This window comes from Treponema sp. OMZ 857 (genome assembly GCF_024181085.1).
In the GTDB taxonomy this organism is placed as follows: Bacteria; Spirochaetota; Spirochaetia; order Treponematales; family Treponemataceae; genus Treponema.
This window is the reverse complement of the sequence record NZ_CP051147.1, coordinates 738,053-751,956: the sequence shown is the minus strand read 5'-3', so window position 1 is coordinate 751,956 and position 13,904 is coordinate 738,053. Positions and strand designations below refer to the sequence as shown.

Here is a 13,904-nt window from a genome sequence, read left to right as displayed (position 1 = left end):
GTTATGTGCACAATGCAAAGTATTGAGAAAAAATGTTATTAACTTATGGAAATATAAAAAAATCAAAATTCTTAAAATATATTTATTTATCTGATTACAATGATGATGAGTATCGAAAAGCATTACGTGAATATAATAAGAGTATAATAAAAAATTTTGAGAAATCTGATTTCATAAAAGTATATAAATATTTGCATGATGCAAAAATCTATCTGAAACAAACTAATGGAAACGTTGTAATAAAAGTTAAGACTTATGATTCAGAAGAAAAGAAGTTAGTTTATTTTGATATTATTTTTGAAAAAGCTAAGATTTTATCTTGGAACACTGTAAAGGAAACCGGTCATATTTCCAGATTAAATAAAAAATACAAATCTCGAGAGTATGGGTACGAAGAATTTTACGAAGATAATGGGAAAAAATATGTAACTTTGATTTTATTTGGAAACAAGGTTAGAAAAGGTTTGTATTATCCAATGGTAACTCTTAATTATGAAAATATTAGGATTAATAGATATAAGAGAGAAATACATTGTTTTGATAAAACAACTGGAAATCTGATATGTACAGAAGATATTGAAATTGATTTTTTTAAATTAGAATTTATTTTTTCAGATGTAATAAAAGATGATCCTGATTTAATTTATGAATATGAAATAACCAAAGAAAATATGAATAAATTTAAAACAAGGACAACTTTTGAGTTTGATAAATTTAATTATTTTTTATCATATATTAGTATAATATAGTAAAACACACATAATCTACTCGCTTTTTCCTTTTTGCATTTTATTTAATTCGGCGATATAATTCAAACCAAAGATCTCAATCTCGTCTAATACTTTTTGAAACTGAGTTCCCAATTTACTCAAAGAGTATTCAACATGAGGCGGGACTTCGGCAAAGACTTTGCGGTCGATTAGTTTATCTTTTTCAAGCTGGCGGAGTTGTCTTGTTAAAACAGTTCGAGTTGTTGTAGGCATTAATCTTTCGAGCTGATTAAACCTTTTTGTACCCGTACTCAGATGATATTACCAATTGGGCTGCAAGTAACGAGTGCTTTGTTGCTGCAAGTGTTGTTTCCGTAGCGGAGAAAGGGGGTGATAAGCTAAATAATCCGGGAATTGATCTATTCAAAATAGAAAATGGCAAGATACAAGAAGTATGGACTTTTGCCGAACAACAATCGGCAGAAGACAAATTTTGGGGCTAAGATAACATTTTTCTGTGTTATAGATCATTCATCATAGCGCACCGGCAAATCAAGTGTTTATGATTTATGATTACACATACCCCATCTGAAAGGTTTTGAGCGGTGCTCCTGCCATCTTTTCGGTTAAGAAGAAGAGGAACCGCTTGAGCTCCCCATAAGCGGCAGGGCTGAGCGGCAAGTGCCGTGAATAGCCGGGAGCTTTTTCCGTTACGGCATACAGATACCTGAAAGCCTCTGCAGAAAGCGGAAACGTATGCGCATCGAACCGGCGGCAGGCACTACAAAAGCATTCATCCTCTGCGGGGCTATACACGGCGCAACACGTTTCCGCCGGGCAGGACGCGGCGTTTGCCGCAATTTCAGCGTCGGCTGCAATCTCGATACCGCACGTGCCGCAGTGGAATATATCGGGGGCAACGCCTGCGGTCTGCAACAGCCGCCATAAAAAGCGCAGGAGCCCGCGCTCGCATCCTTCATCGTCGGAAACGCACAGCCCATCCAAAAAAGCGTTTACCAGCTGCCAATTCACCGTACCGCAGGTCTTTATCGTGATTTCGCTGCACACGGCAGCGCACCAGCTGCGGGCTAAACTTTCGCGCAGCTCCATCCGGTAGGCGCTCACTGAAAAATCGGTAATTTTGTTTGAATTTTTTATCGGGTTTGAATAAAGCCAGACCTGCCCGCTCTGATAGGTAGAAACCATCCCCCTCAGTTTACTCCGCGCGCCGCCGAACAGGGTTGCCGGTACAATGGTACACCCGTGCTCCTGCGGCACAAGGAGCGACACGTTCCGGTGGTCGCTGCTAAAAGAAGAAACCGACAGCACAAGCGCCTCGGTATTCCAAGAACGATTACTCATACTACCGGTTTTACGGTCGGAACGTGTAAGTACGGTACATACAAACGCATCATGTACCGGTACGCTGCATACCGGTACATCCCGTATAAGTACGCAGCGTTGCGGTACACCACACTACCGGGGTTAAAATTCCGCAGATTTCGGAGTCCGCGGATACGGAATAACATCGCGGATATTCGCCATACCGGTCACATAGAGGAGCAGCCGGTCAAATCCGAGCCCGAATCCCGAGTGCGGTACGGTTCCGTAGCGGCGCAAATCCAAATACCACCAATAGTTTTTTATATCAAGCCCGAGATCGGTCATACGGGTTTCCAGCGCGGCAAGGTTGTCTTCCCGTTCGGAACCGCCGATAATCTCACCCAGTCCCGGCACCAGCACATCCATCGCCCGTACCGTTTTACCGTCATCATTTTGTTTCATATAGAAGGCTTTTATTTCCTTGGGATAATCCGTTACGATAACGGGGCCTTTAAAAACCTGCTCAGTCAAATATTTTTCGTGCTCGCTTTGAAGATCACAACCCCAGAACGGTTTAAACTCAAACTCGGAAGCGTGTTTTTCAAGTTCCTTCACCGCATCGGTATAGGTGATACGGGTAAACTTGGACTCCACCACGTGTTCCAGGGTTTCGATAAGCCCCGGTTTAATCTGCGCGTTAAAAAACTCAAGGTCGGCTCTGCAATGGGTTAATGCCCATTTAAGGAGGTAGACAACAAATTTCTCCGCTAAATCCATGTTGTCCTCAAGCCGGAAAAACGACATCTCCGGTTCTATCATCCAAAATTCGGAGAGGTGCCGCGTCGTATTTGAGTTTTCCGCACGGAAAGTCGGGCCAAAGGTATATACCCGTGAAAGAGCGGTTGCATACGTCTCTATTTCCAGCTGACCGGAAACGGTTAGATATGCCTCGCGTTCAAAGAAGTCCTGTTTGTAATCAACCGCGAAGGTTGCGGGATCAACTTTATCCTTTAAGGCTTTGCGGACAATCTCCTGCATATTGAGCGTGGTTACCTGAAACATCTCGCCGGCGCCTTCGCAATCGGAGGCGGTAATCAGCGGCGTATGCACATACTGGAACCCATGTTCTTGAAAGAAGTTATGCACGGCAAAAGCCATTTGATTCCGTACACGGGCAACCGCTCCGAACGTATTGGTACGGGCGCGTAAGTGAGCTATGTCGCGTAAAAACTCAAACGTATGCCGTTTTTTTTGCAACGGATAGGTTTCTCCGGAAGCCTCGCCGTACACAAAAATCGTTTTTGCGGCGACCTCTACTGCCTGTCCCGATGCGGGAGATTCGATCAATGCTCCGATCGCTTTAATGGAAGCGCCGGTCGTAATCCTGCTTAATTCTTTTTCGGTTTGCGCATCGATCCCCTTATCGCGGTCAAAGGTGAGCTGAATCGACGCAAAGCATGAACCGTCGTTTACCTGAATAAAAATGAGGTTCTTTGTCTCACGTTTGGTACGCACCCATCCGTAGACGGCAACCTCCTGCCCGTCCGGTTTCTGCGTCAGTATATCTTTAATTAATGTAATCATTTTAAAATCTCATCCCTATTCGCTGTCGTATTCGATCAGTGTTTTAATCGGTAAATCACCGATAATCTTGTCATAGTGCAAAAACGGCAATCCGATAACGCCGCAAAAACCGACCACCTCGGCGCCGCCCTGATTCAACATTTTCCGCGCCGCATTCAGCGTGCCGCCGGTTGCAATCAGATCATCGAGCAGCAATATCCGCTGCCCCTTTTGTATATCGGAGGTGTGCACTTCGATCGTTGCTTGCCCGTATTCGAGGTCGTATGAGCAGGAATAGGTATCGCCCGGCAACTTTCCCTTCTTTCTGATAAGAATCAACGGGATACCGAGTCTATCCGCAAAGGGAGCCGCAAAAATAAAACCGCGCGATTCGATCGCTGCAACCGCATCGATTTTTTCATCCTTATAAAAGCCCGTAAGCTTATCCAAACAATAGTGAAACGCTTCAGGATTTATCAGAAGCCCCGTAATATCATAAAACAAAATTCCCTTCTTAGGAAAATCAGGAATCTTGCGAACGGCACTATCTATCAATGTATCTCTCATATTAACATTTTAACTTTACAGGGTATAATAGTCAAGGCAAGGAGAAGCACGGCAATTGCAGCTGAGGACAATTTAAAAACACATTTTTTCCAAAAGATAAATTTGGCAGATGCTAATCAAAAATACGCATTCTTTTCTAAATACTTTTTTTTTGATATTATTGCCGAATGATGATGCGGAATTTGAACGATATTGCAGGGCTTTCGGTAACGATTATGGGACTTGGATTAAACGGTGGAGGACTCGCTTCCGCGCGTTTTTTTGCAGAACACGGTGCAAAAGAGGTGATCGTAACCGACATGAAAACCGAAGAGGAGCTTGCGCCCTCCGTTGTAGAATTGCAGCAATATCCTAATGTGCGTTTTGCTCTCGGCGGCCACAATATTGAAGATTTCCGTACGGCTGACATGGTGATTAAAAATCCCGGTGTAAAATTGGAGGGGAATCCCTACCTTGCTGCAGCACACTGCATCGAAACGGATATCTCGATTTTTTTACGGCTGAGTGATGCGCCGGTGCTTGCCGTAACCGGCAGTAAAGGAAAATCGTCAACCGTCAGCGCGCTGTACTACGGACTGCAGCAATGCGGCATACGGGCATTCCTCGGCGGTAACATCACGGTAAGCCCACTCACCTTCTTAACAGAAACACACGCCGACACGCCGGTTGTGTTGGAGCTTTCCAGCTGGCAGCTCGGCGACCTTGCGCACCGTCCGCAGCTAAAACCGAAAATAGCACTTATCACTCATATTATGCCCGATCATCAAAACTGGTACGGTTCGATGGAACGCTATGTAGCCGACAAAAAAATTATCTACCACAACCAAGATAAGACCGATTACACAATCTGCAACTACGATGACGGCTGGGGAAAGGTTTTTGCGCAGGAAACAGCCGGACAGGTTTTTTGGTACAGTACACATCCGTTGCCGCCGAACCTCACCGGTGCATGGATAGCTTCCGACGGTTCAGCTCGCATACGGCTGACACCGGGCGATGACCGCCTGCTGCTGCCCTCCCGAATTACAGTGCCCGGCGCAGCACTCAAGCAAAATGTCATGGCAGCTTCGCTTGCCCTTGCGTTATACGGCGCCGATCTGCAACAGATTCCATCCGTTATGAAAAGCTACGGTGGTATTCCCCACCGGCTTGAATTTTTTTACGAAACGGAACACTTCAAATTCTATAATGATTCTGCAGCAACGATTCCCGAAGCGGCGGCGGCAGCGGTGAATGCCTTTGAAAAGCCGGTTATTCTCATCACCGGGGGTACCGACAAAAAACTTGACTTTACCGCACTTGCACCGGAACTTAAAAAGGCAAAAGCATTGTTTTTACTTGCCGGCACAGGTACCGATAAATTAATACCGCTACTACAAGCGCAACACACCCCGTACTTCGGTCCCTTTCAAGATCTTTCTACACTGCTCGAAGCAGTCCGCAGAGAATGCGAACCGGCACTGCAAAATAACAATGCTGCAGCAAAAGAAATCGTTGTATTTTCCCCAGGCGCTACGAGCTTCGGTATGTTCAAAAACGAGTTCGACCGCGGTCTCCGCTTTAAAGAAGCAGTGCGACAATGCTGGCCCAACGTCTAATGCGGATGCACTGCTCCACCCTATTTTTTTGATTGACATACCCTCCAGCTCCTTATAGAATTACGAGAAGGAGTTCTCTATGAAAAAAATAACACTATTAATTTGTATCGGGTTATGTTGTCTCAGCTTGACAGGCTGTATCGATATCGTGCAGCATATTACCCGTAAAAGCGACGGGACGGAGCAGAACACCATCAGCATCACTGTCACAAAGGCAGTTATTGAGATGTTGGCATCGATGCAGGGGAATCCATCCATCAATTACGATGAGCTTTTTGCTGAGTTCAACACATCGGACATGGAAGAATACGAACAATTCGGTGCAAAAATGACAAAAATAAACGATCAAGTCAATGCCGGATACCTAATCGACATGAATATCAACTACAAAGATAAAGACATACTCAAAGCAATCAATGCAGAGGATATTGACCTTATCCCAAAATATGGGAAAAAGAAAATGACGATTTATGTCGGTTCGCTGCAAGATGATGATTATTCAAAAACCGACAACGAAATGCTGCAATTATTTTTAGCAAGCAGTAAATACCGATTATTGATAAGCAAGACATGTATGCCGTCCATCAAAAGAGTTCTTCTGAAAACGGCAAAAAAATCAACCGAAGTAGGTTATCTGGATTTATACGATGAATATATGATCGATATACCGATTATACTTCTTTTGACGGATAAAGCTACCATCGAGATTTATCAATAACGGCAGGTATAAATACAAAACGGCCTATTAATCCGAACGGGTTAATAGGCCGTTTTTGTTATTAAATATGATAGGCACGGAAAAATCTAAATTTTTAGGTGCCTACTGTCTCAGACTTTTACGCCCAAAGCTTATTTTTAAAGAACCATCATTCCCACAGTCAGAACGACGAGGTTGACAATAAACAGTACGGCAAGCACTTTACCGACAAACTTGAGCCATGTGCTGTATTCGATACGTGCGCTCGCGAGACCGCCCATAACAACACCGCTCGTGGGGGTAAAGAGGTTCAGGATACCGGATGCTGCAGAGAAAATCATAACCATAACAGCGGGGTTGTAGCCTAAGTTCTGTGCAAGCGGTCCCATAATCGGCATTGATACGGTTGCCAAACCTGAGGTTGACGGGATAACGAATGACAGCAAGGCATACAAGATGTATGAAAGCGGTGCAAATGCAAATGCCGGCAAACCTTCCAATGCTTTTGAAGCATGTTCAAGAACGTACTTATCCAAACCGGTTTCACCCATTAATACGGAAGCACCGCGTGCAACAGCGATAACGAGAACAACGCTCATGATATCCTTCGCACCTTCCATAAATGCGGAAACGATTTCATTTTCGGTAAACCTATTGATAAATGCAATGATCAAACCGATGATGAAGAACCACATACCCAATTCACCGAACCACCATTCACCGATTGCAGCACCGGTTAAGAATGACGACCAGCCCTGGAATATGGTAACATTGAATTTATCCCACGGAATGACGGAAATAATCATCACGAAGAAACCGAATGCGAAGATGCCCATTGTAAGCTTCATTTTTCCGGTATATTCAACTGCAACGTCCGTATCTTTCTTTGTGAATTCCGCATTCATGATTTCTTGTTCTTGCAAGGAAAGGATGGTGGAACCCTTATCTCTCTTTACTTTCTTTGCATAGGACATTACAAATGCACATGCAATGATGAGAGATGAAAGCCAGAGAACAATACCCAATGCAATAACAATACCGTTATTTACGCTGCTCTGAATACCGAGTTCTTCAAAACTTTTGTTGATACTGTCAATAGCGATACCGGTTGCAAAGGGGTTTACCGTTGAACCGAGAACGCCGACACCCGCACCGAGCAATACCGTAGCGGCACCGACAACCGAATCAAAACCGGCTGCAACCATCGTTGCTGCCAACAGTCCGTAGAAAGCAACCGTCTCTTCAGCCATACCATACGTTGTACCGCCGATTGAGAACAGTGTCATCAGAATCGGAATAAGGATAAGCTCATTGCCCTTTAATTTTTTTACAAGGTGAGTAATACCTGCGTTAAGAGCACCGGTTTTTGTTACAATACCCAAGAAACCGCCGAGTACCAATACGAAGAAACAAACGTCAAGCGCATTGGAAAATCCATTGTAGGATGCCATAACGATGGTTCCGAGTGTTGCACTTTTAACATCGGGGATAATCCATGTGATTATCGCCAATACAAACAAAATGATATACAAAATCGAGAATGCGGAGAGAGATGACCTCTTTTTTTTATCTTTTCCCATTTTTTTTCCTCCAATTTATTTAAAAGCCGGTTTGCATGATTATACAGTTTTCATACAATATATGATGCAAGCTCCGGTTAGAAGACAACGTCATACTAACCGGAATACCGGCAGTGCTGCGGTAAATAACGTGTATTTATCCGCAGCACCGTAAATTAGTTAGCGGTAATAACCGTACTGTTACCGCCTTTCAGCGCATTGCCTGCATTAGCCAATGAGGTAATAACAGCCTGTCCTTCTTTGTGATTGCGGACAAACTGTAAACATGCTTCCACCTTGGGGAGCATACTGCCTTTTGCAAAATGCCCTTCGGCAATGTATTTTTCTGCCTCGGCAATGTTCAGTTTGCTTAAAGCCTGCTGATTGGGTTTGTTAAAATTGATACAAACCTGATCAACCGCCGTTAAGATAACCAGTTTATCAGCCTTAACATCCGCTGCGAGTTTTGCACAGGATTTATCCTTGTCGATAACTGCATCAACGCCGTGTAAGCCGTCTGCTTTTTGCAGAACCGGAATACCGCCGCCTCCGACAGTAATAACGATATGCCCTGCGGCAACCAACTCTTCGATAACGGGGCGTTCGACAATTGCGACCGGCTGCGGTGACGGAACAACACGGCGGTAGCCTCTGCCTGCATCCTCAACGAATGTCTGATCCGGTTTTTCAGCCTTAATTTTATCAGCCTGTTCTTTTGTATAGAACATACCGATAGGCTTACTGGGGTTTGTGAACGCGGGATCGTTTTCCGATACCAAAACCTGCGTGATAACGCATACGACTTCGCGTTTAACATTCCGTCGTTTCAGTTCGTCGCCGATTGCCTGCTGCAAATGATAGCCGATATATCCTTGGCTCATGGCGCCGCATTCAGCAAACGGCATTGCAGGAGTTCCCGCACTTCCATTTGCAGCATAGTCCATTGCCAAATTAATCATACCGACCTGCGGCCCATTACCGTGTCCGATAACGATTTCATAGCCGCTTTCTGCCAATGCAACAATCGATTTTGCCGTTTCTTTTACTAAAGCGAGCTGCTCCTGCGGATTATTCCCAAGTGCATTTCCGCCAAGCGCTACAACAATTCTTTCTTTCTTCATATTCGTAGTAACGCTCGCTTTATTTTAAGGTTGCATACATAACCGCTTTAATAGTATGCATGCGGTTTTCAGCCTGATCGAACACTTTTGACTGTGCAGATTCAAAGACTTCGTTGCTTACTTCCATTTCAGGAATACCGAATTTCTCGTTTACTTCGCGTCCGACTTTCGTATTCAAGTCGTGGAATGAGGGTAAGCAGTGGAGGAAGATAGCATTGTGGTTGGCAAGAGCCATCATCTTCTTGTTCACCTGATACTTGCTCAACAGCTTAATGCGGGATTCCCATACGCTGTCGGGTTCACCCATCGATACCCAAATGTCGGTGTACAATACGTCTGCGTTTTTACAGCCTTTTTCTACATCATCGGTAAGGGTGATGGTAGCGCCGGTCTCTTTTGCAATCTCTTGAGCTGTTTTTACCAAGTCGGCGGCAGGGAACAAATCCTTGGGGCCGCATGCGGTAAAGTGCATACCCATCTTTGCGCATACAACCATCAGTGAATTGGCAACGTTGTTGCGTGCATCGCCGACAAACGTCAGCTTGATACCCTTCAAATGACCGAAGTGCTCTTCAACGGTGAGTACGTCTGCAAGCATCTGAGTGGGATGGAATTCGTTGGTTAAGCCGTTCCAAACCGGAACACCCGCATATTTTGCCAATTTTTCAACAATTTCTTGGCTGAATCCGCGGTATTCGATACCGTCGTACATACGGCCTAAAACCCGTGCGGTGTCTTCGATGCTTTCCTTATGCCCCATCTGAGAGCTTGCAGGATCAAGGAAGGTTGAACCCATACCTAAATCCATAGCGGCAACTTCAAAAGAACAACGTGTGCGTGTTGAAGTTTTTTCAAACAATAATACGATGTTTTTTCCTTTTAAGTGATCGTGCGGGGTATGTGTCATCTTCAATTTTTTTAATTCTTTTGAAAGATCCAACAAATACCTGATTTCTGCTGAGCTGAAATCCAACAACTTTAAGAAGCTGCGTCCTAAAAGATTCACACCCATAAAAACTCCTTGCTATTATTTAATAGCGTTTAAAAAATTAAGGAAACCGTTCAAAAAATTCAGTTTTTTGACAGTCCCAGTAATGAAATAATATGGGAAACGCCTTCAATACTTATCTGTATGCAGACGCTTCCCATGTAAAAATTGTACCACAGCCTTTTTAATTTGACAAGCAACACAACACTGACAAGATATCAGCCGTTCCAAGCAGCAATGCGGTAATCCGCAGTCTACATGGAGTACCGTGGTACAAAAACAGCAGAGACCGACACCTGTCTGTTTATCCGATCTAACGGGAAAGAACGTGTCGGCACTCTATGGCAATGTACGGTTTAGTTGTCGCGTACAAGCGGCATACTCATACAGCGGGGACCGCCGCGTCCGCGTGAAAGCTCCGCGCTCGGCATTGTCAGAACCTTCAGTCCGTGCTTCGTAAGGAGCTCGTTGGTAACATCGTTTCTTTCGTATACAACGATTGTTCCGGGGCTGATACACAGCGTATTCGAACCGTCGTTCCACTGCTCGCGTGCTGCCGCAATCCTGTCGCCGCCTGCACACTGAATAAGCTCTGCATGGCCGGTACCGGTGTACTGTGCAAGTGTTTTTTCGAGCGTCGTATCATTTTGTACAATCTTCAACTCGCCTTTTGCAGCACCTTTGGTGATGGTGAATACGCGGAGCGGGCCGAGAATACCGGGATGGATTGTGAACTTGTCGTGATCGATCTGGGTAAATACCGTATCCAAGTGCATGAATGCGCGGCTTACCGGAATATCAAACGCAAGGATTGTTTCGATCTTTGATTCGCTGTTAAAGAAGATCTTCTTTGCGATAACATCGATAGCGTTTGCGCTGGTTCGCTGAGAAATACCGATAGCCAAAACTTTTTCATTTATATTGAGGATATCACCGCCTTCAATGTGGGGCGGATCATAGCGATCATAGAACTTGGGTACTTTACCGGCATAATCGGGATGATGATTAAAAATGTATTCGGCATAGATCGTTTCACGGTTACGGGTAACGGAGAACATTCTATTTAAGCTTATACCGTTTCCAATTGTAGCAAAAGGATCGCGGGTAAAATACAGGTTCGGCATAGGGTTGACAACCATTGACGAATCGGAATCGGCAACGAAGTCTACCAATGAAGCATTGCCTTTGACATTAAGTTCTTTAATATCAATGCCTTCCATCGTTTTTAAAATCAGCTGTTTATTATCTTTGATGTTGTTCAACAGTTCGCGGATGCTTTCTTTGTGTTTTTCGGAATAAACATCGCTTTCGTTAATAAACTGTTCAATAAACTTTGTTCTAATTTCCGGTTTTTTAATTGCTTCAGCAGCAAGGTCTTCGAGGTACAGAACTTCAGCTCCGTTATCTCTCAAAATCTTGGCAAAGGCGTCATGTTCTGCTTGAGCGACTTTAAGGAACGGAATGTCGTCAAACAGCAGTTCGCCTAAGGTGTCGGGAGTTAAATGAAGTAGTTCGGCACCAGGCCTATGAAGCAATACTTTACGCAGTGTTTTAATTTCACTGGTAACACTTAATACGGACATATAAGCCTCCTATAACTTATAGCGCAGGATACGGTAAAAAAACCGTCAAAAGGCTGCTTCGCGTAGAAAAACACTATCAGCCGAGTCTCCCTGCAAAAGATAGGAATAATTATAGCACAGTTTTTTTTAAATGCAAGCAAAATTTACAATAAAATTAGAGCAAATTCATAATTCAAAATGATGAATTATTTAGGTGAGTAAGGCGTATTCGGCTTCTGCTTTTTCGGCAATACGCGGAACTTGTTTAAGCATATCCTGCGAAACGGCAGTATAGTTGCGGATTAAATCGGAAAGAGTGCTTGCAAAGCGCTGTTGTTCCAACATAGCATAAAAGATGCAAAACAGATCGGCTATATTCCGTTTCGGAGCAAACAATTCTATAAGGGTTTCCGTCAACTCTGCGTATGTCGCACTTAAAAAATATGCTTCATCCTTTGTTAAGGCTTCAAGGGTGTTGTCCATATACAAAGCCCGTACATATTCGCGGAGACAGCGGTCAATACCCGCATACCAGCTTTCTATGGCATTTTTCGTATTCCTTGAGATTTCATCCGTAAGGCTTGAAGCTTTCCTATTGTCCGTGTTTTCTTGATTTTCTCCGGCAGCGATCGCGTTCGTATCCGCAGAAATCGGATTTGTAGCGAAAGCCGCACCGGGCGGAGGTAAGTCTTTTTGAATTTTCTTTGCTGCTTTGTAAAGCCGTTTTAACTGTTTACGCAGTGCGGTAAGCCGCTTTTTTGCCGTTCCAAGCGTTCTTCTCCGCAGCTTTCTCAAAAGCAGCCGCACTCCGGCGGCTAACACTCCCAACAACCCAACACCTAAAACCGCTGCGCCGTATAATAGAAAGTCAGTTCCCGGCGGCAACAGCGGCGGCTTCGGCGGCTGGAGGCTTACCCGTTCACCGGTTCCCAAGAGCGAAGCGACGGAAATCGCCGGAAGTTTAGTGTGTAGCTGTAAGAAAGTAAGAGACGGAAACTCAATTTCGCCTGTTTCCCATGGGACAAATGTAATAGCGAGGTAATACCGTGATTCCCGTGTAACAATCTTGATTTCGTTGATTGTCATCACATCGTTTTGTGTCATGTTTTTAAGCGGAATAGGGACGGCAACGGTAAAGCCGCTGCCGGTTAATGTTTTGTATTCTTTTTCGGATAGCGGAAAAAGAAACTGTGCCGTATCGCCGACAAAGATACGCTGAGGAATGAGAACCCCGTTCATAATACCGTATCCGTCTGAGGCCGGTATCGGCTAAAGGGTTGAATACCGTATTTGCCGGTCAAAAAAAACTGGTTTAAGAGCTTTACCGTATTACCGTCGTAGGGCAATACAAGCGGATATGCTCCGCAGCGTATACAGGTATTTTCCCATTGTTGGGTATCTTCGGTTATACGGCGGATACGATCTTGCCGGAACTGATGCGAATTGGTCGGCAAGAGCCGCTCCAGTCCCGTTTCGGGGTCGGTAAAGCGCAATATCCCTGCGGCGGGAAGCGCTTCATCATAAGGTGCGGTAATGCGGATAGCTGCAACGTCATGACGGCGTGCTAATACCCCCAACTCTTTTTCAAAATTTTCTACTTTAAAATCGGATAGAATAATGACGAGTGCCCGCTGCCGCAGCAGTTTTCCCGCCGCTTCAAGCGCAGGCGCCAATGCGGTTCCTTTGCTTTTGCTGCCCGAAACGGCAATCCGTTCCAGAGCGCTCAGAATATGCAGACTTGGTTCTCTGCCGCGCCGGAGCTGAAATACCCGCGCGACCTTCCCGTCAAAAGCGAGGAGTCCCGTATAACTGTGCAAATGTTCCGCGGCAAAAGTGATCAGTGCTGCCGCTTCCAAAGCTTTTTCTTGCGGTGCATTAACGGTACTGCCTGCTTCCATCGAAGCAGAAACATCGACAATCAAAAAAAGCCGTAAGTCCCGTTCTTCACGGTACAGTTTCACAAAGGTTTTGCCGCTTCGTGCCATCAAGTTCCAGTCAATACTGCGGATATCATCCCCCGCTTCGTATTCCCGCAGCGAATCAAACTCAATGCCCCTGCCCCGGAAATGACTCCGGAAGCTTCCGGCTTGCATTCCCTGCGCAATGGAGAGCGCCGCCAGCTGTAACTGTTTTGACCGTTCCGCTAAATAACCGGTTTTCATCTGCCTCGTATCCGGGTATCAGGAATCGGCCGCTGCTTTGCAAATACCTATGCA

At 44.9% G+C, this 13,904-nt stretch carries 14 protein-coding genes; 4 read left to right on the top strand and 10 right to left on the bottom strand.

Annotated elements, in window-relative coordinates; genetic code table 11:
• Positions 1-32: 32 nt before the first annotated feature.
• Positions 33-749 (top strand): DUF7683 domain-containing protein, encoded by a 717-nt coding sequence (locus E4N66_RS03475; RefSeq protein WP_253728970.1) that lies wholly within the window; start codon positions 33-35, stop codon positions 747-749.
• Between the two features lie 15 nt (positions 750-764).
• On the opposite strand, the gene E4N66_RS03470 is transcribed toward E4N66_RS03475, so the two are convergent.
• Positions 765-983: a winged helix-turn-helix transcriptional regulator gene (locus E4N66_RS03470; protein ID WP_253728969.1), complete on the bottom strand. Its 219-nt coding sequence runs from the start codon at positions 981-983 to the stop codon at positions 765-767.
• A gap of 26 nt (positions 984-1,009) precedes the next feature.
• Between E4N66_RS03470 and E4N66_RS03465 the strand changes: the two genes are divergently transcribed.
• Entirely contained in the window at positions 1,010-1,213 is a 204-nt protein-coding gene (locus tag E4N66_RS03465; RefSeq protein WP_253728968.1) for a nuclear transport factor 2-like protein, read from the top strand.
• 70 nt (positions 1,214-1,283) lie between these two features.
• Here E4N66_RS03465 and E4N66_RS03460 read toward each other — a convergent pair whose 3' ends face one another.
• From E4N66_RS03460 to E4N66_RS03450, 3 genes are all read right to left on the bottom strand, one after another.
• On the bottom strand, positions 1,284-2,072 hold the full coding sequence (locus E4N66_RS03460) for a DNA repair protein RecO (RefSeq protein ID WP_253728967.1): 789 nt from the start codon (positions 2,070-2,072) through the stop codon (positions 1,284-1,286).
• Positions 2,073-2,195: 123 nt separating this feature from the next.
• The gene (gene asnS / locus E4N66_RS03455; RefSeq protein ID WP_253728966.1) at positions 2,196-3,617 is read right to left on the bottom strand and encodes an asparagine--tRNA ligase; all 1,422 of its coding nucleotides are present in this window, start codon (positions 3,615-3,617) and stop codon (positions 2,196-2,198) included.
• 15 nt (positions 3,618-3,632) lie between these two features.
• Complete coding sequence (locus E4N66_RS03450; RefSeq protein ID WP_044015395.1) at positions 3,633-4,163, bottom strand: adenine phosphoribosyltransferase; 531 nt, start codon at positions 4,161-4,163, stop codon at positions 3,633-3,635.
• A 167-nt stretch (positions 4,164-4,330) separates the two neighbouring features.
• Between E4N66_RS03450 and murD the strand changes: the two genes are divergently transcribed.
• Positions 4,331-5,761, top strand: coding sequence for a UDP-N-acetylmuramoyl-L-alanine--D-glutamate ligase (murD, locus tag E4N66_RS03445; protein ID WP_253728965.1), 1,431 nt, complete (start codon positions 4,331-4,333; stop codon positions 5,759-5,761).
• Positions 5,762-5,840: 79 nt separating this feature from the next.
• On the top strand, positions 5,841-6,479 hold the full coding sequence (locus tag E4N66_RS03440) for a hypothetical protein (RefSeq protein WP_253728964.1): 639 nt from the start codon (positions 5,841-5,843) through the stop codon (positions 6,477-6,479).
• Between the two features lie 137 nt (positions 6,480-6,616).
• Here E4N66_RS03440 and E4N66_RS03435 read toward each other — a convergent pair whose 3' ends face one another.
• The 6 genes from E4N66_RS03435 to E4N66_RS03410 form a co-directional block, all read right to left on the bottom strand.
• Positions 6,617-8,038: a YfcC family protein gene (locus tag E4N66_RS03435; protein ID WP_044015388.1), complete on the bottom strand. Its 1,422-nt coding sequence runs from the start codon at positions 8,036-8,038 to the stop codon at positions 6,617-6,619.
• Between the two features lie 155 nt (positions 8,039-8,193).
• Positions 8,194-9,138 carry a carbamate kinase gene (arcC, locus tag E4N66_RS03430; RefSeq protein WP_044015386.1) on the bottom strand — a complete coding sequence of 315 codons (945 nt, stop codon included), beginning with the start codon at positions 9,136-9,138 and terminating at the stop codon, positions 8,194-8,196.
• Positions 9,139-9,157: 19 nt separating this feature from the next.
• The gene (gene argF / locus E4N66_RS03425) at positions 9,158-10,150 is read right to left on the bottom strand and encodes an ornithine carbamoyltransferase (protein WP_253672860.1); all 993 of its coding nucleotides are present in this window, start codon (positions 10,148-10,150) and stop codon (positions 9,158-9,160) included.
• A gap of 332 nt (positions 10,151-10,482) precedes the next feature.
• Complete coding sequence (gene arcA / locus E4N66_RS03420) at positions 10,483-11,709, bottom strand: arginine deiminase (protein WP_044015381.1); 1,227 nt, start codon at positions 11,707-11,709, stop codon at positions 10,483-10,485.
• A 189-nt stretch (positions 11,710-11,898) separates the two neighbouring features.
• Positions 11,899-12,927 (bottom strand): hypothetical protein, encoded by a 1,029-nt coding sequence (locus E4N66_RS03415; protein ID WP_253728963.1) that lies wholly within the window; start codon positions 12,925-12,927, stop codon positions 11,899-11,901.
• On the bottom strand, positions 12,924-13,850 hold the full coding sequence (locus E4N66_RS03410) for a DUF58 domain-containing protein (protein WP_253728962.1): 927 nt from the start codon (positions 13,848-13,850) through the stop codon (positions 12,924-12,926). Before E4N66_RS03410 ends, E4N66_RS03415 begins: the two co-directional genes overlap by 4 nt.
• Positions 13,851-13,904 lie beyond the last annotated feature (54 nt).